General features: G+C 68.5%; 13 protein-coding genes, 1 tRNA gene and 1 pseudogene. 11 read left to right on the top strand and 4 right to left on the bottom strand.

What is annotated here, in order from left to right:
* Together M7H19_RS15815 and M7H19_RS15810 are read right to left on the bottom strand one after the other, a co-directional pair.
* Positions 1-352 (bottom strand): annotated as a pseudogene (locus M7H19_RS15815) (GGDEF domain-containing protein); the annotation flags it as partial.
* Positions 353-450: 98 nt separating this feature from the next.
* Positions 451-522 (bottom strand) — tRNA-Gln (locus M7H19_RS15810).
* 149 nt (positions 523-671) lie between these two features.
* Here M7H19_RS15810 and M7H19_RS15805 point away from each other — a divergent pair.
* Both M7H19_RS15805 and M7H19_RS15800 read left to right on the top strand, forming a co-directional pair.
* Entirely contained in the window at positions 672-1625 is a 954-nt protein-coding gene (locus M7H19_RS15805; RefSeq protein ID WP_298182155.1) for an acyl-CoA desaturase, read from the top strand.
* 160 nt (positions 1626-1785) lie between these two features.
* Entirely contained in the window at positions 1786-2388 is a 603-nt protein-coding gene (locus tag M7H19_RS15800) for a TetR/AcrR family transcriptional regulator (RefSeq protein WP_298182153.1), read from the top strand.
* A gap of 72 nt (positions 2389-2460) precedes the next feature.
* Here the strand turns inward: M7H19_RS15800 and M7H19_RS15795 are convergent, their stop codons facing one another.
* Complete coding sequence (locus M7H19_RS15795; RefSeq protein ID WP_298182151.1) at positions 2461-3666, bottom strand: PQQ-dependent sugar dehydrogenase; 1206 nt, start codon at positions 3664-3666, stop codon at positions 2461-2463.
* 129 nt (positions 3667-3795) lie between these two features.
* Between M7H19_RS15795 and mfd the strand changes: the two genes are divergently transcribed.
* The 3 genes from mfd to M7H19_RS15780 all read left to right on the top strand — a co-directional run bounded on the left by mfd (position 3796) and on the right by M7H19_RS15780 (position 9429).
* Positions 3796-7392, top strand: coding sequence for a transcription-repair coupling factor (gene mfd, locus M7H19_RS15790; protein ID WP_298182148.1), 3597 nt, complete (start codon positions 3796-3798; stop codon positions 7390-7392).
* A 103-nt stretch (positions 7393-7495) separates the two neighbouring features.
* Entirely contained in the window at positions 7496-8464 is a 969-nt protein-coding gene (locus tag M7H19_RS15785; RefSeq protein WP_298182146.1) for a hypothetical protein, read from the top strand.
* Positions 8461-9429: a MazG family protein gene (locus M7H19_RS15780; RefSeq protein WP_298182144.1), complete on the top strand. Its 969-nt coding sequence runs from the start codon at positions 8461-8463 to the stop codon at positions 9427-9429. Before M7H19_RS15785 ends, M7H19_RS15780 begins: the two co-directional genes overlap by 4 nt.
* A gap of 28 nt (positions 9430-9457) precedes the next feature.
* On the opposite strand, the gene M7H19_RS15775 is transcribed toward M7H19_RS15780, so the two are convergent.
* Complete coding sequence (locus M7H19_RS15775) at positions 9458-9874, bottom strand: tetratricopeptide repeat protein (protein WP_298182157.1); 417 nt, start codon at positions 9872-9874, stop codon at positions 9458-9460.
* 617 nt (positions 9875-10491) lie between these two features.
* Here M7H19_RS15775 and M7H19_RS15770 point away from each other — a divergent pair.
* The 6 genes from M7H19_RS15770 (at position 10492) to M7H19_RS15745 (ending at position 15993) form a co-directional block, all read left to right on the top strand.
* Complete coding sequence (locus M7H19_RS15770) at positions 10492-10992, top strand: VOC family protein (RefSeq protein WP_298182142.1); 501 nt, start codon at positions 10492-10494, stop codon at positions 10990-10992.
* Between the two features lie 170 nt (positions 10993-11162).
* On the top strand, positions 11163-12449 hold the full coding sequence (gene eno / locus M7H19_RS15765; RefSeq protein ID WP_298182141.1) for a phosphopyruvate hydratase: 1287 nt from the start codon (positions 11163-11165) through the stop codon (positions 12447-12449).
* Between the two features lie 7 nt (positions 12450-12456).
* On the top strand, positions 12457-12981 hold the full coding sequence (locus M7H19_RS15760; protein WP_298182140.1) for a septum formation initiator family protein: 525 nt from the start codon (positions 12457-12459) through the stop codon (positions 12979-12981).
* Positions 12978-13484, top strand: coding sequence for a DUF501 domain-containing protein (locus tag M7H19_RS15755; protein WP_298182138.1), 507 nt, complete (start codon positions 12978-12980; stop codon positions 13482-13484). Before M7H19_RS15760 ends, M7H19_RS15755 begins: the two co-directional genes overlap by 4 nt.
* 111 nt (positions 13485-13595) lie before the next feature.
* Positions 13596-15026 carry a lytic murein transglycosylase gene (locus M7H19_RS15750; protein ID WP_298182136.1) on the top strand — a complete coding sequence of 477 codons (1431 nt, stop codon included), beginning with the start codon at positions 13596-13598 and terminating at the stop codon, positions 15024-15026.
* A 10-nt stretch (positions 15027-15036) separates the two neighbouring features.
* On the top strand, positions 15037-15993 hold the full coding sequence (locus tag M7H19_RS15745) for a Ppx/GppA phosphatase family protein (RefSeq protein WP_298182134.1): 957 nt from the start codon (positions 15037-15039) through the stop codon (positions 15991-15993).
* Positions 15994-16036 lie beyond the last annotated feature (43 nt).

Here is a 16036-nt window from a genome sequence, read left to right as displayed (position 1 = left end):
CGAGCGCTTTGGCGATCTCCGAGATGGCCGCGTCCTCCTGCTGTTTGAGCACCAGGAACCGGCCGCGCAGTGCGTGAGCGTCGGCGCGCAACAACGTGAGGCCGTGGCGTTTGGTGTGGGTGAGCATCTCGTCGAGCAGGGTCTCGGCCTCGTCGGACAGGCCCCGCGTGACCAGGCGCGCGAGCCCGGAGGCACGCAACAACTGGGCGACGAGCACCGGCTCGCCACGACGACGGGTCTCTTCGAGGAGTTCGTCGAGGGACTTGATGACGCGAAGCTGTTCGGCGCGGTCCGTGTGCTGCACGGTGGCGATCAACTCGCGAGCGCGACCCAATACCCAGGCATCGGACATGTCCCCCAACGCCGGTTGTCGCTCATCGCCGAAGTCTTCGCCGTGCAGCCGCCCCACACCCCCTTCAGGGCTCTCCTGGCATGTCAGGAGCACCTCTGCTCCGCCGCCAGGACTCGAACCTGGACTGTCAGAACCAAAATCTGAAGTGCTGCCAATTACACTACGGCGGATCGCGCCAGGTCAGGATAACCATTGTGAAATCGGGTACTCACACAGGGGCAGTTTTGTCTCTCCCAGTGGGGGAAAACCTCCTGTACCGTAAGTTACGGCAACGTAGGTAAGGGCGACCTTGCCACCCCTGTGGAAAGAAGTGAGATGCATGACGGCCACCCTCGACGACTCCCCGGCCAAACCCGCAAAAGGACCCAAACCGATCTTCGATGGAAAGCGGACGCCGGGTGTGCAGTTCTCGGTGTACTTCGGCGTCATCGCTCCGCTGGTCGCCTTAGTCGCGGCCGTTCCGTTCGCGTGGGGCTGGGGGCTGACCTGGGTCGACGTCGGACTGTTCCTCTTCTTCTACGCCGTTACGGGGCTCGGCATCACCGTCGCGTACCACCGGCACTTCACCCACGGCTCGTTCAAGGCTAAGCCGTGGTTGCGGGTGGCGATGGCCATCGCGGGCAGCATGGCCCTGCAGGGGCCGGTCATCACGTGGGTCGCCGACCACCGGCGGCACCACGCGTTCTCCGACAAGGAGGGCGACCCGCACTCGCCGTGGCTGTTCGGCACCTCGCCGCTGGCCATCGCCAAGGGTTTCTGGCACGCCCACATGGGCTGGCTGTTCGAGCGTGACCGCAGCAACGCCGAGCGCTTCGCGCCCGACCTGCTCAAGGACCCGGCCATCCGCAAGGTCAGCGACCTGTTTCCGTTGTGGACGTTGCTGACGTTCGCGTTGCCCGCCTTGCTCGGCGGTCTCATCACGTGGTCGTGGTGGGGAGCGCTGACCGCGTTCTTCTGGGCCGGGCTCGTGCGGGCGTGCGTGCTGCACCATGTGACGTGGTCGGTGAACTCGATCTGCCACATGATCGGTGAGCGGCCGTTCCGCGCTCGCGACCGGTCGGCCAACTTCTGGCCGCTGGCGATCTTCTCGTTCGGCGAGTCCTGGCACAACCTGCACCACGCCGACCCGACCTCGGCTCGACACGGCGTCAAACGCGGCCAGATCGACATCTCCGCTCGCGTCATCTGGTTCTTCGAAAAGCTGGGCTGGGCCTACAACGTGCGGTGGCCGACCCCGACGCGACTGCAGAAGCTCTCGGCGGCGCGCAAGTAGGTTCGGCACGGGCCGTCACCTGTCCCGATCCGCCCCGGGCTGTCTCGCCTGGGGTGCCGGGTGGGCGCCGGGCTAGGCTGCTGGAGTGGCGGCGAGACGACGAGCGAAACGTGACGGGGGCGCTGGGGCGCGTTCGAGTGCGCCGGCGCTCCGTGTGCGTATGACGGGGGCGGAACGCAGACAGCAGTTGCTCGACGTGGCACGGTCGTTGTTCGCCGAGAAGGGATTCGACGGCACCTCGATCGAGGAGATCGCCAATCGGGCGAACGTCTCCAAGCCCGTGGTGTACGAGCACTTCGGCGGCAAGGAAGGCATCTACGCCGTCGTGGTGGACCGGGAGACCCGGTTGTTGCTCGACCGCATGGTGTCCACACTGCATGGTGGGCACCCGCGTGAGTTACTGGAACAGGCGGCCGTCGCGCTGCTGAGTTACGTCGAGGACTGCCACGACGGGTTCCGCATCCTGGTGCGCGACTCGCCGGTGGCGAGTTCGACGGGCACGTTCTCCACCCTGCTCAACGACATCGCCAGCCAGGTGGAGTATGTGCTGGCGCACGAGTTCGACTCACGGGGCTACGACGACAAGTTGGCGCCGCTCTACGCGCAGGCGCTGGTCGGCATGGTGGCGCTCACCGGGCAGTGGTGGCTCGACGCGCGCAAACCCAAGCGCGACGAGGTGGCCGCGCACCTGGTCAACCTCGCGTGGAACGGTTTGTCCAACCTGGAGCACAAACCGAAGCTGCGTCTTCGCCGTAACCAGTGACCGGTGACCGACATCCGCGACCCGTGATCGCGGACCGGACCGGGTCGTGGTGTTCCCGGACGTCCACGGGGACTACCGGCGCTGGGGAGTCACCCGGAACACGGCGTCGTCCTCACCGCCCGAGGTGGTGACGTACAAGGCCCCGTCAGGCGCGGACCGCACACCGCGCAACCGGCCGAACCGATCGTCGAACTCCGGGGGCAGGACAACCTCGGTGACCTCGTCGCCGGTGTCGTCGAGGAGGAACAACAGCAACTTCTGGCCCCGCAACGCCCCCACGGCGAGTGCGCCGTTCAACGCGCCCCACGCCGACCCCGACACGAACGCCGCACCCGAGGGGGCCTCCGTCGACGACTCACCCGACGTCCACAGCGGCGGCACCGCGTTGGGGAACCGCTGCAGGTCGGTCATCGAGACGTCGTCCTCGTCGTAGTCGTCGATGGAACCTCCGCGCGACGGGTCCCAGCCGTAGTTACCGCCCGGCCGGACGAGGTTGACCTCGTCGAATCCCGTGGGCCCGTGTTCGGTGGCGTACACCTGTCCCGTGCCGAGCCGGACCGCCACGCCCTGGATGTTGCGGTGGCCGTAGCTGTACACGCGGCGCTCGTTCCCGTCGGACGACGACGCGAACGGGTTGTCGGGCGGCCCCTGCCCGGTGCGGAGGTCGATACGCAGAACCTTGCCGCCGAGACTGGTGCGGTCCTGAGGGATGGTGGGGTCGCTCGCGGTGTCGCCGGTGCCGACGAGCAGGCTGCCGTCGGCGGCGAGTGTGGGCCGGCAACCGGAGTGCCGCCCGTTGTCGGCGACCGGCAGTCCGGTGAGCAGGTCGCGCACGTGGGTCGCGTTGCGGCGATCCTCCGACAGGCGCCACGTCACCAGCCGCACGTCCACAGCGCGGCCGTCGTGCCGGTGTGTCTGACATGTCGTGAACAGGCGCGAGGACGCGAAATCCGGATGGACGACCAGCCCCATCAACCCGCCCTCTCCCCGGGCGTGCACGGACGAGGTGTCGGCTTCGACCCCGTGCACCTCGCCGTCGTCGACGAGCGTGAGCCGCCCGGGACGTTCGGTCACCAGTAGCGCGCCGTCGGGCAGGACCCCGACGTCCCACGGATGTGTCAGCCCGTCGGCGACGCGTTCCACCCGCATCGTCACCCCGTCCGACGTCGACCGGGTGGTGGTCGGGGTGTTCGAGGCGTTGCCCTCGGGATCCACGCCACACGCCGTGAGGACCGTGAGTAAGGCGAGGCAGACGATCCCGAGTGCTGGCACACGCATGACCCCAGTGTGCGCCGGTGCACTCTCGATCGCCGCTCGAGACGACACGTACCCTGGGAGGCCGAAAGCCCTTTTGCCCTCATCGCCTCGGGCAGGGGTGTGTCTCGTGTCGAGGGGAAGAACACGTCCGTGACCGATTCACCGAACGGTTCGTCCGGGGCCCTGTCCGGCTTGCTGTCCACGCTGCTGTCCGATCCCGCGCTGCGTGCAGTGGTGGAGCGCGCGGGTGCTCCGCTGTTGGATCTGGACGGGGCCACCGCCACCCATCAGCTCGTCGTCGCGGCTCTCGCCGCCGATCAAGGCGCGGGCCGTCCCGTCCTGGCCGTCACCCCCACCGGCAGGCAGGCCGAGGAGCTGACCGCCGCGCTACGCAGCCTGCTCGGCACGGACCTGGTCGCCGACTTCCCGTCGTGGGAGACCTTGCCGCACGAGCGGTTGTCGCCCAGGGCAGACACGGTTGGCAAGCGGCTGGAGGTGCTGCGCAGGCTGGCGCAGCCCGGGTACGGCGGACTGCGGGTCGTGGTGGCCACCGTGCGCAGCCTGATCCAGCCCATGGCGCCCGACCTCGGCAAGCTGCGTCCCGTCGAACTCGAGGTGGGGCGGGAAAGCGACTTCGACGGCGTGCTCGACCAGCTCGTCGAACTGGCCTACACCCGGGTCGACATGGTGGAGAAACGCGGTGAGTTCGCCGTGCGTGGCGGCATCCTGGACATTTTCGGCCCCACCGCCGAGCAACCACACCGGGTCGAGTTCTGGGGCGACGAGGTCAGCGAGATCCGCGCGTTCTCCGTGTCCGATCAGCGGTCGCTGCCCGGTGAGGTGACCGAGCTGATCGCGCCCCCGTGCCGGGAAATACTTCTCACCCCCGACGTCAAGGAACGGGCGGCGGAGCTGGCGCGCGCCCACGCCGACGACGCCCAGCTGGCGGAGATGCTCACCAAACTCGCCGACGGTGTTCCGTGCGAGGGCATGGAGGCACTCATCCCCGTGCTCTGCGAAGGTGAGCTGCAGCTGCTCACCGACGCCATGCCGGAGGGCACCCACGTGGTGCTCACCGACCCCGAGAAGAGCCGAGCCAGGGCGGCGGACCTGCTGCGCACGGGGCAGGAGTTCCTGGAGGCGTCGTGGATGAGCGCCGCCGCCGGGGGCGAAGCGCCGCTCGACCTCGGCGCCTCCGCCTACCGCGACCTGGACGAGGTGCGCTCCCACACCACGGAGACGAACAGGTGCTGGTGGACGCTGTCCCAGCTGACCAGCGAGAGCGGCGCTCACCACGTCGCCGTCGAGGCCGCGCCCGCCTATCGGGGTGAACTGGAACGGGTGGCCACGGACCTGCGCGCCCACACCGCCTCCGGTGGGGCGGCCGTGGTGGTGGTCGCCGGGGCGGGCACGGCGAAGCGCGCCGTCGACCAGCTGACCGGCGTGGAGGTCCCGGCCACCCTGGCCACCGACGGGCTGGCCCACGAGCCCAAACCCGGTGTCGTGACGGTGACCTGCGGAGGCATCTCGGACGGCTTCGTGGCGCCCGGCAGCGCACTGGTCGTGCTCAGCGAGGCCGACATCACCGGGCGCGGCGCCACGGCGGGCCGGTCGAGCGCGGACCTAAACACCAAGATGCCGTCGCGGCGCCGCAACGCCGTCGACCCGCTCGCGCTGAAGTCCGGCGACTACGTGGTGCACGACCAGCACGGCATCGGCCGGTTCGTCGAGATGGTGCGGCGTACGGTCGGCGGCGCCACGCGCGAGTACCTGGTTATCGAGTACGCGCCGTCGAAACGCGGCCATCCCGGCGACCGGCTGTTCGTGCCGACCGACCAGCTCGACGAGGTGTCGCGCTACGTCGGTGGGGAAACGCCCACGCTCAACAAGATGGGCGGCTCGGACTGGAAGAAGACCAAGGCCAAGGCCCGCAAGGCCGTCAAGGAGATCGCCGCCGAGCTCGTGCAGCTCTACGCGGCGCGCCAGTCCTCGCCGGGGCACGCGTTCGGGCCGGACACGCCGTGGCAGCGCGAACTGGAGGACGCGTTCCCGTTCACCGAGACCGCCGACCAGCTCGCCGCCATCGACGAGGTCAAGCGCGACATGGAGCGCAATGTGCCGATGGACAGGGTGATCTGCGGGGACGTCGGCTACGGCAAGACCGAGATCGCCGTGCGGGCGGCGTTCAAGGCCGTGCAGGACGGCAAGCAGGTCGCGGTGCTGGTGCCCACCACGATTCTGGCGCAGCAGCACCTGGCGACGTTCTCCGAGCGCATGCGCTCCTTCCCGGTCACGATCAAGGGACTGTCGCGGTTCACCGATCCGCACGAGGCCGAGCAGGTGACCAACGGCCTGGCCGACGGCGAGGTGGACATCGTCATCGGCACCCACCGGCTGCTGCAGTCGAACGTGCGGTACAAGGACCTGGGCCTAGTGATCGTCGACGAGGAACAGCGGTTCGGCGTCGAGCACAAGGAGCACATCAAGGCGCTGCGCACCCACGTGGACGTGCTCACGATGTCGGCGACCCCGATCCCGAGGACGTTGGAGATGAGCATGGCGGGCATCAGGGAGATGTCCACCATCCTCACGCCACCGGAGGATCGGCACCCGATGCTCACCTACGTCGGCGCGTACGACGACAAGCAGGTCGCGGCGGCCATCCGACGGGAGTTGCTGCGCGACGGCCAGGTGTTCTACGTCCACAACCGGGTGTCGTCGATCGAGAAGGCGGCGCGGCGGCTGCGGGAGCTGGTGCCCGAGGCGCGGGTGGTCACCGCGCACGGCCAGATGAACGAGCACCGACTCGAACAGATCATCCAGGGTTTCTGGGAACGCGAGTACGACGTGCTGGTGTGCACCACGATCGTCGAGACGGGACTCGACATCTCGAACGCCAACACGCTGATCGTGGAGCGCGGCGACCTGCTGGGGCTGGCGCAGCTGCACCAGCTTCGGGGTCGGGTCGGCCGAGGCCGCGAGCGTGGCTACGCGTACTTCCTGTACCCGCCGGACAAACCGCTGACCGAGACCGCGCACGACCGGCTCGCCACCATCGCCCAGAACACGGAACTGGGCGCGGGTATGGCCGTGGCGATGAAGGACCTGGAGATCCGAGGAGCGGGCAACATCCTCGGCGCCGAGCAGTCCGGTCACATCGCGGGCGTCGGCTTCGATCTGTATGTGCGGCTCGTCGGGGAAGCCGTGGAGGCGTTCCGCAAGCACGCCGGCGCCGGCGAGGTGGAGGAGGGGTCCACTCCCACCGAGGTGCGGGTAGACCTGCCCGTGGACGCGCACATCCCGCACGACTACGTGCCGGGCGAGCGGCTACGGCTGGAGGCGTACCGCAAGATCGCGGCGGCACCCGACACCGACGGGCTGGACGCGGTGCGGGAAGAGCTGGTGGACCGCTACGGGAAGCTGCCCGCGCCGGTCGAACGACTCCTCGCGGTGGCCGCGTTCCGGCAGGTGTGCCGCGAGGCGGGGGTCACCGAGGTGGCGTTGCAGGGCAACAACATCCGCTTCGCGCCGCTGAAGTTGGTCGATTCGCAGCTGGTGCGGCTGAAGCGGCTGTACCCGAGGGCGGTGTTCAAGGCGGTGACCAGCACGGTCTCCGTTCCTCGTCCGACCGAGGGGCCCGCGGGCGGTCGCATCGGCGCGCCCGTGTTGCGGGACGAGCCGTTGCTGGAGTGGTGCACCACACTCATCCGGTCGTTGACGCGGGAGCCCTCCGCCGTCAGCGCGTGAGCTGCGGACACGACTACACAGCCTGCGGACACGGCTACGCAACCTGCGGACACGACTACATGGTCTTGCGGGACGGTGTGGGGTGTGTGAGAAAGTACGCGCTGTGATTCGGACCATCCGTCGCCACCCGTTCCGTCGTTCGTTCGGTCTCATCCTGACCGCGGTGACCGCGCTGCTGCTCGCTTCCTGCGGTTCCGCGCCGAGCCAAGTGCAATCCGCCGCCATCATCGGCGACCACGTCGTCCGACTCGATGACGTCCAAGCCGAGATCAAGTGGCTGTTGGACCACGCGCCGCAGGCACAGCAGGCTCAGCAACAGGGCAGGATCGACCAGGTCAGCAGCGAGATCGTGCGCAGCAGGGTTGTGCACGAACTGCTCGCGGTCGCCGAGGAACGCGAGAATCTGAGTGTCGACGAGACCCAGGTCAACGAGTTGATCGAGGCGAGCGGGGGCCTGGACGAGGCGGCCCGGAACATCGCCGTCGAGCCGTCCCGGGTCCGCGATGTGGCCCGCGACCAGCTGTTGCTCGAACAGCTCGGACAGCACTATCAGAACCGGTTGTCGGTGCACTTCGTCGGCGCGATGGTCACCCAGTCCGACGTCCAGGCCACAGACTCCGAGGTCGCTCGTGACCTCGGGCGACGTATCGCGGCCGATCCCGCGAACGCCGAGGCCATTCTGCGTGATTCGGGTCACCGGGTGGTCGACCAGACCGTGACCCTCGCCGACGCGTTGGTCCAGGACCCGGAACTGGCGATCAGTGCCGTCTTCGGCGCCGAGGAGGGGTCCGTGGTGGTCATCCAGCCCAGCCAGCAGCAGGTGGGCTGGCTGGTCGCGCTCATCAAGGACCGCACGGTGCGGCCGGAGGCCGATGATCAGGCGGAGGCCCAGCCGATCGACCCCAGGCTGCTCTACTGGGCCGGGCTGCGGCAGTTGCAGCCGATCGCCGACGAACTCGGGGTGCAGATCAACCCCCGCTACGGGGTGTGGGACGATACGGGACTGGCCCCGGCCCCCAGCGATGACGAGGTGACCGGGTACCAGTGGGAGTCACGTACCGTGCAGCCATGACGTCGTTTCCGGCTGTGTCAGCCACGGTGGTGCTGGTGTCATCGGCGCTGCCGGAAGTACTGCCCGTTGCGGCGTGGCCCGCGCTCAGGGTGGCCGAAGCCGTCTACGCGACTCCCGAACTGCCCGAGGCGACCAGGGCCGCGCTCGAAGCCAAGGACGCACCGCACCCGGACGAACTTCTCCGCGCCTCGCGGGTGGTGCTCGTGACCACCCGCGAGGACGATCCCGGCGCGGTGGCGCTCGTGCAGCGCGGCGCGGCGGTGCTCGACACTCCCGTGCCGCCGCTCATGCGGTCCGTCGAGGTGATGGACCGGCTGCGGTCGCCGGGTGGGTGTCCCTGGGACGCCGCGCAGACCCACGAGTCGTTGCTGCAATACCTCGTGGAGGAAACCTACGAGCTGCTCGACGCCGTCGAGGAGGGCGATCGGCCCGCGATGCGGGAGGAGCTCGGTGACGTACTGCTTCAGGTGTTGTTCCACGCGCGGGTGGCCGCCGAGCACGACACGGACCCCTTCGACATCGACGTGGTCGCCGACGAGTTGGTCACCAAGCTCGTGAACCGGCACCCGCACGTGTTCGCCGACGCCGAGACCGTGCACACGGCGGAGCACCAGCAGCAGCGGTGGGAACAGTTGAAGCAGGCCGAGAAGCAGCGCGAGTCGATCGTCGACGGTGTTCCGCTGGGCCAACCCGCGGTGGCGCTCGCCGGCAAGTTGGGGCAGCGCACCGGGCGTCGTGGTGTGCCGTTCGATCTGTTTCCGTCCGGATCCGACGAGGGGGCGAAGTTGTTCCGCGTCGCCGCCGCGGCCCGGCGGGCCGGTGTCGACCCGGAGGGAGCGTTGCGCACGACGGCGAAGGAATTCGCGAGGAAGGTGCGCGCCGCCGAGCGCGCCGCTCGCGACCACGGAGTCGACCCGGCGACACTCGACGCCGACGGCTGGCGTCGTTTCTGGCCGCGGGACTGATACCGCGTCGAGAACTATCGGATCGCGGTCAGTCGTCGCGGTTCAACGCCACCCGGGCCGTGACCTGGCCGAGCGCGTCCTGGTATTCGGGCACCGGGTTCATCGCGGTGGCCATGCGGAGCTGGGCCCGTGCTTCGATCAGGCGGCCGAGCCGTTGCAGCGTCCTGCCGAGCACGAACCGTGCGTAATGATCGGACGGGTCGAGTTCCACGACCTTGGTGAACGCACGTTCGGCGCGGTTCAGCTGGGCCGAGTGGAAGTACGCGCGCCCCGCGAGCAGCTGAACGCTCGGCTTGTCCGGGTCGGAGTCGAGTAGCGGCCGGAGCAACGTGAGCGCGTCGAGTGGTCGTCGACGCACCAGTTCCTCGGCTTTGCGGAAGGCCGCAAGCCGCCCCTGCCCGGAGGTGTGTCCGGACGGTCGGGGTGAAAGTGACTCGTCAACCATCATTTATCGACGGTACCCGTTGCCGTCGGGTCTGCCGACCTGCTGAACGACTCCGGTGCCTTTTCGAAATAAGTCGCCTCGGGTTTGTTTTTTTCCGCACCAAGGGTGGCCAATCGATATACGCGCGCCACTTTCACCGCGTGGATTCCACCGAATGAAAGACATATGTCGGTGAGTGAGTTCGGCAGAGTCGGTAAGGCCGCGTGGAACGTGGCCGAAGTGACGGAAGTGGCGGGAGTGTTCGGCGAACCTCCGTGTCGTACGCATCCGCATCCCGAGCGCGGCCCGAGCGGCTTGGCCCGCGATGGCGTCGGTGCCGTCGGTGCTGTTCGGGGAGGTTCCCCGTTCGGTTCGGCTAGAGTCGAGGACGAGGGCGACGGCCGTCGAAAGTCGCCGAAACCGTCGATAACCGACTGAATGCCGTCGGTGAGGAGTCGTCCGCCGCGCCGGCGCCGAGCCGATCGCACGCCCGGTTCGTCCGACGGTGAACACGGCGAACACGGTGTGCCCGAGTGCTTGACACCCCCGGCGATCCGAGGCCGCGAAACGGTAATCGCGGCCGGTATCGGCGGGGTGAGTGAGTGCCGGTTGTGGTTGATGTGATGGACTTGCACGTCATGAGCGACGAAGTCCCGAGGTATCTCGGCCTCGCGCCGTATCTGTACTACACCGACGCCACCGAGGCCGTGGAGTGGCTGACGAGGGTGTTCGGCTTCCGAGAGAAGGTGCGTTACGTCGACGCCGCGGGCGAGGTTTTCCAGGCGACGCTGCTGGCGGGCGAAGCGGAAATCCAGGTGACCGCCGTCGACTCGATCTATTGGGAGGCCAAGGGTGTCGGCGGACCCGTCGGCCAGCTCAACGTGGTGTACGTCGACGACGTCGACGCCCAGTACGAGCGGGTCCGCGCAGCGGTCGGTGAGTCGGTGGAGCTCACCACGCCGCAGGACCAACCCTACGGCGCGCGGCTGTTCACGGTGCAGGACGTCGGCGGCAACAGTTGGACGTTCTGGCAGCACGTCTCCGACGTGGTGGACCTGCCCGTGGGGTGGCAGGAGATCCGCCCCGACGACGTCGAGCCCGAGCCCCAGAATGTCGAGACACAGAAGACGCAGAAGTAGTGCCGGGTGTTTCGGGTGAGGAACGCGAGCGCATTCGCCGTCACTCGCCGCGTCGGCCTGACGTGGGAGTGACGTCGTCTGCGGTTAGGCTGATGCCGTCGGCGCGCTGACCCAGCGCGTTGTGTCCGCGACAGGCCATGTAAGTGGCACAACCGGATGAGGAGCTGAGTGTGGCGGTTATCGAGCAGGTAGGCGCGCGCGAGATCCTGGACTCGCGAGGCAACCCCACGGTCGAGGTCGAGGTTGCTCTCGATGACGGCACGTTGGCGAGGGCGGCGGTGCCCTCTGGCGCGTCGACGGGTGAGCACGAGGCCGTGGAGCTTCGGGACGGCGACACCAAGCGGTACAACGGCAAGGGTGTCGAGCGCGCGGTCGCCGCCGTGTGCGACGAGATCGGCCCCGGCCTGGCCGGTGTGGAGGCCGTCGAGCAGCGCGTCGTCGACCAGAGGCTGTTGGACCTCGACGGCACGCCCGACAAGAGCAGGTTCGGTGCCAACGCGATCCTCGGTGTGTCACTCGCCGTGGCGAAGGCGGCGGCCGACTCCGCCGAACTGGAGCTGTTCCGTTACCTCGGTGGGCCGAACGCGCACGTGCTGCCGGTGCCGATGATGAACATCCTGAACGGTGGCGCGCACGCCGACACCGATGTGGACATCCAGGAGTTCATGATCGCCCCGATCGGCGCCGAGTCGTTCCGCGAAGCGCTGCGCTGGGGCACGGAGACCTACCACGCGTTGAAGTCGGTGCTCAAGAGCAAGGGGTTGGCCACCGGCCTCGGTGACGAGGGCGGATTCGCGCCGAACCTGCCCAACAACCGCGAAGCACTCGATTTGATCGTCACGGCCATCGAGAAGGCCGGGTACCGGCCGGGCCAGGACATCGCGCTGGCGCTCGATGTGGCGGCCACCGAGTTCTTCTCCGACGGCGCCTACTCCTTTGAGGGCAACAAGCGCACCGCCGAGCAGATGTCCGAGTACTACACCGAGCTGCTCGACTCCTACCCGCTGGTGTCGCTCGAGGACCCGCTGTCCGAGGACGACTGGGACGGCTGGGTGCGGTTGACCTCGCAGATCGGTCAGCGGGTGCAGCTGGTCGGTGACGACCTGTTCGTCACCAACCCCGACCGGCTGGAGGAAGGCATCTCCCGCGGCGCCGCCAACGCGCTGCTGGTGAAGGTCAACCAGATCGGCACGCTGTCCGAGACCCTGGACGCCGTGACGTTGGCGACCTCGTGCGGCTACAAATCGATGATGAGCCACCGTTCGGGCGAGACCGAGGACACCACCATCGCCGATCTCGCCGTAGCCACCGGTGTCGGCCAGATCAAGACGGGTGCCCCGGCCCGCAGCGAACGGGTCGCGAAGTACAACCAGCTGCTGCGGATCGAGGAGGCGCTGGCCGACGCCGCACGGTACGCGGGTGACCTCGCTTTCCCGAGGTTCAACCCGGAGGGCTGAGCACAGCGTGGCCGAGCGGGGTAGGTCCCGGACCAGGCGCGGCGGAGGCAAGGCGGGCGAGGCGCCCAGCTCGGTCCTCCGCCGCCCACGCCGCGCGCGACGGGAACGTCGGGTCGCGCGGCTGCGTCGGCTCGGGGCGGGTCGGGTCGCCGACGCCGCCAAAGCGCTCGGACTGTCCACCACCCGACGAGCGGCGCTGGTCGCGATCGTGGTGTGCGCGCTGGCGTTCACGATCGCCGTTCCCCTGCGGACCTACCTTTCTCAACGCGCGGACGTGGCCGAGCAGGAACAGCGACTCGCGGAGTTGAAAGCCGAGGTCTCCCGTCTGGAACAACGTCGCGAGGAGCTGCACGACCCCGCGCAGGTGGAGGCCGAGGCGCGGCGTCGGCTGCGGTACGTGATGCCGGGCGAGACGCCGTACATGGTGCAGTTCCCGAAGAACACGGCGTTCGACGGCTCCGGTGACGAGGATCGTCCCGCGGAGCCCAAGCCGTGGTACGAGATGATGTGGGAAGACGTGACGAAGGGATGAGTCCCATCGAGTTCGAGCCGGTGACCGACATCGACCGCGAGATCGTCGCACGCCAGTTGGGCAGGCCACCTCGCGCGCTTCGTGCGGTCGCGGCGCGCTGTCCCAGCGGCCATCCGTCCGTAGTTCAGACCAATCCTCGGTTGGAGGACGGGACGCCGTTTCCCACTCTCTACTACCTGACGTGCCCGACGCTGACGTCCATGGTGGGACGGTTGGAGGCGTCCGGCATCATGCGCGAGATGACGGATCGGCTCGCCGAGGACGCCGACCTCGCGGAGGCCTATCGCAAGGCGCACGAGTCGTATCTCGCGCAGCGGGACGCCATCGAGCCGCTCGGCCACCAGGTCACCGCAGGCGGCATGCCCGTCCGGGTCAAGTGTCTGCACGTCCACCTCGCACACACGCTCGCGTGCGGTGAGGGCGTGAATCCTTTCGGTGATGAAACCCTTCGCCTGGTCCGAGAAGAAGGGTGGCCGTTCGGTGATTGTGCGGAATCACGCTAGTCCTTCCGGCGTAATCGACGTTTGATTCCTGCTCAAGGGGGTGAAACGTCGAGAGGGTTTGCGGCAGGCTGTGCCGAGTAGCCCGGACTCAGTTGGCGGGAGGGTACGAGCGTGCGTGCTGACCGAGGAGCAGGCGCGGCCAGACGGTCCGGGTTTCGGAACAAGACCACGATCGCGGTCCTCAGTGGTTCGTTGGCCGTACTGCCCATGATCGCCGTCAGTGACGCGACGGTGCGGTGGCTCGATATCCCGGAGCAGGAACAGAGCGCGCCCGCCCCGCTGGTGGGAGGCCAACCGCACGCGCCGGTGTCGGTGAACGGCAGTCTCCCCGAGACTCCCACGCCCGAGGAACTGTGGGTGCCCACCGAACCGGTCACGGGCTCGCTCGGCATCCCCTCGTCCGCGCTCGACGCCTACAAACGCGCCGCCGAACGAGTGGCCGCCGAATACCCGGGTTGCAACATCGACTGGGCGTTGCTCGCCAGTATCGGACGTATCGAGTCGAACCATGCGCGCGGCGGCTACGTCGACGACGACGGGGACTCGCTCGAATCCATTCTCGGGCCGGTGCTCGACGGGACGGGCGATGTCGCCGCCATCGCCGACACCGACGGCGGTGCCTACGACGGTGACACGAGGTGGGACCGTGCGGTCGGGCCGATGCAGTTCATCCCGTCCACGTGGAAGCGCTATGCCGCCGACGGCAACGGCGACGGGGTCGCCGATCCCGACAACCTCTACGACGCCACGCTCGCCGCCGGTAGGTACCTGTGCTCCGGCGGGGTGGATCTGTCCGATCCCGAGCAGTTGCGCGCGGCCGTCTACCGCTACAACAACTCGTGGTCGTATGTGAACACGGTGATTCGCTGGGCCAAGGCGTATCGCAGTGGGGTGTCGACACTGCCCGACAGTGACGTTCCCACGGCCGTGTTGGCGCACGCGCCGAACGAACCGGACCACGAGGAGACGTCGGAGCCGCTCCCGCCGTCCGAGGCTCCTTCGCCCGTGCCCACCACGCCGGACGAGCCGGACGAACCGAGCGACCCGTCTCCCGAGGACCCACCGCCACCGGACGGCGAGGACCCGCCGCCGTCGGATGGTGAGGATCCACCTCCCGCCGATGGTGAGGACCCGCCGCCGAGCGATGGCGAGGACCCGCCGCCGGACGGTGAAGATCCGACTGATCCGGGGGAGTGTGAGCCCGAGGACGACCCCTCGTCCCCGGAACCGACGGACGAACAGTCTGAGGAGGAATCCTCGGGCGACGAAACGTCGACGGACGAGCCCACCGAACCGGGCGAGTCGGATGATCCCGCCGAACCGACCGAACCGCCGTGCGACGACGAGTCGGACGACGAAACGGGCGACGAACAGCCGGACACCACCACGCCGGGTGCCACTTCGGCAACCACCTCGCCCACCACCTCGGGCACTGCTACGACCGGCACCACCTCCGGCGGCACCACGACCGAGACCACAACATCGGGAACCACCACGTCGAGTACCTCGGCCACGCGGGAACCGGACCCCGACGAGGATTAGGGTTGGCGGCATGTCACGGGTAGCTGCCATCGACTGCGGAACCAACTCCATCCGCCTGCTCGTCGCGGAGCTCACGCACCGGCACGACGGGAGCGTCGACCTGCGGGACCTGCACCGCGAGATGCGTATCGTGCGGCTCGGTCAAGGAGTCGACGCGACCGGGAAGCTGGCGCCGGAGGCGTTGGAGCGCACGCGCGAGGCCTTGAAGGCGTATGCGATCGCGGCCCGACGCAAGGGCGTGGAGCGGCTCCGCATGGTGGCGACGTCGGCCACACGTGATGCCAGCAACCGTGACGAGTTCTTCACGATGACACGCGAACTGCTCGGCACGGAAGCCGAGGTCATCACGGGCGAGGAGGAAGCGAGGCTGTCGTTTTCCGGGGCGGTCGGTGAGCAAGACCCCGACGACGGGCCGTTTCTGGTGGTCGACGTCGGCGGTGGCTCGACCGAACTCGTGCTCGGCGCCTGGGACGGCCGGGAAGCCGACGTGTGGGCCTCGCACTCGGTGGACATCGGGTGTGTTCGCCTCACCGAACGCGTCCTGCGATCGGATCCGCCCACGGCCGACGAGCTCGCCGAGGCCGAACAGGTCGCGGTGCGCACACTGGAACCCGCGTTCGAGGCGGTGGACGTGTCGAAGGCCGGCCGGTGGATCGGTCTCGCGGGCACGGTCACCACCCTGTCGGCAATCGCGCATAACTTGCCCGAATACGACTCCGAGCGCATCCACCTGTCCACGCTTTCCCGCGGCGACCTGGACACGGTCGTCGGTGACCTGCTCGCCGCCGACCGCGCCACGCGTGCCGCGAACCCCGTGATGCACCCCGGGCGGGTGGACGTCATCGGCGGGGGAGCACTGATCGTGCGCGTGCTGGCCGAGCAGATCGCCCAGCGGGGCGGCCCCGCCGATCCGCTGGTGGTGAGCGAACGCGACATCCTCGACGGCATCGCCCTGTCGCTGGCCTGAGCCACGACACCGGACCGACGCGTCGTGTCCGCCCTCCGGGGAT

It is taken from the genome of Saccharomonospora sp. (assembly GCF_027317685.1).
Taxonomy (GTDB): Bacteria; Actinomycetota; Actinomycetes; order Mycobacteriales; family Pseudonocardiaceae; genus Saccharomonospora.
This window is presented reverse-complemented; position numbering and strand designations above follow the sequence as displayed.

Excerpts from the sequence above, each read along its gene's own strand:
- M7H19_RS15775 (WP_298182157.1), bottom strand. The coding sequence starts at position 9,874 with ATGGTTGACGAGTCACTTTCACCCCGACCGTCCGGACACACCTCCGGG.
- M7H19_RS15800 (WP_298182153.1), top strand. The coding sequence starts at position 1,786 with ATGACGGGGGCGGAACGCAGACAGCAGTTGCTCGACGTGGCACGGTCG.
- M7H19_RS15745 (WP_298182134.1), top strand. The coding sequence starts at position 15,037 with ATGTCACGGGTAGCTGCCATCGACTGCGGAACCAACTCCATCCGCCTG.
- M7H19_RS15795 (WP_298182151.1), bottom strand. The coding sequence starts at position 3,666 with ATGCGTGTGCCAGCACTCGGGATCGTCTGCCTCGCCTTACTCACGGTC.
- M7H19_RS15805 (WP_298182155.1), top strand. The coding sequence starts at position 672 with ATGACGGCCACCCTCGACGACTCCCCGGCCAAACCCGCAAAAGGACCC.
- M7H19_RS15780 (WP_298182144.1), top strand. The coding sequence starts at position 8,461 with ATGACGTCGTTTCCGGCTGTGTCAGCCACGGTGGTGCTGGTGTCATCG.
- M7H19_RS15755 (WP_298182138.1), top strand. The coding sequence starts at position 12,978 with ATGAGTCCCATCGAGTTCGAGCCGGTGACCGACATCGACCGCGAGATC.
- M7H19_RS15770 (WP_298182142.1), top strand. The coding sequence starts at position 10,492 with ATGAGCGACGAAGTCCCGAGGTATCTCGGCCTCGCGCCGTATCTGTAC.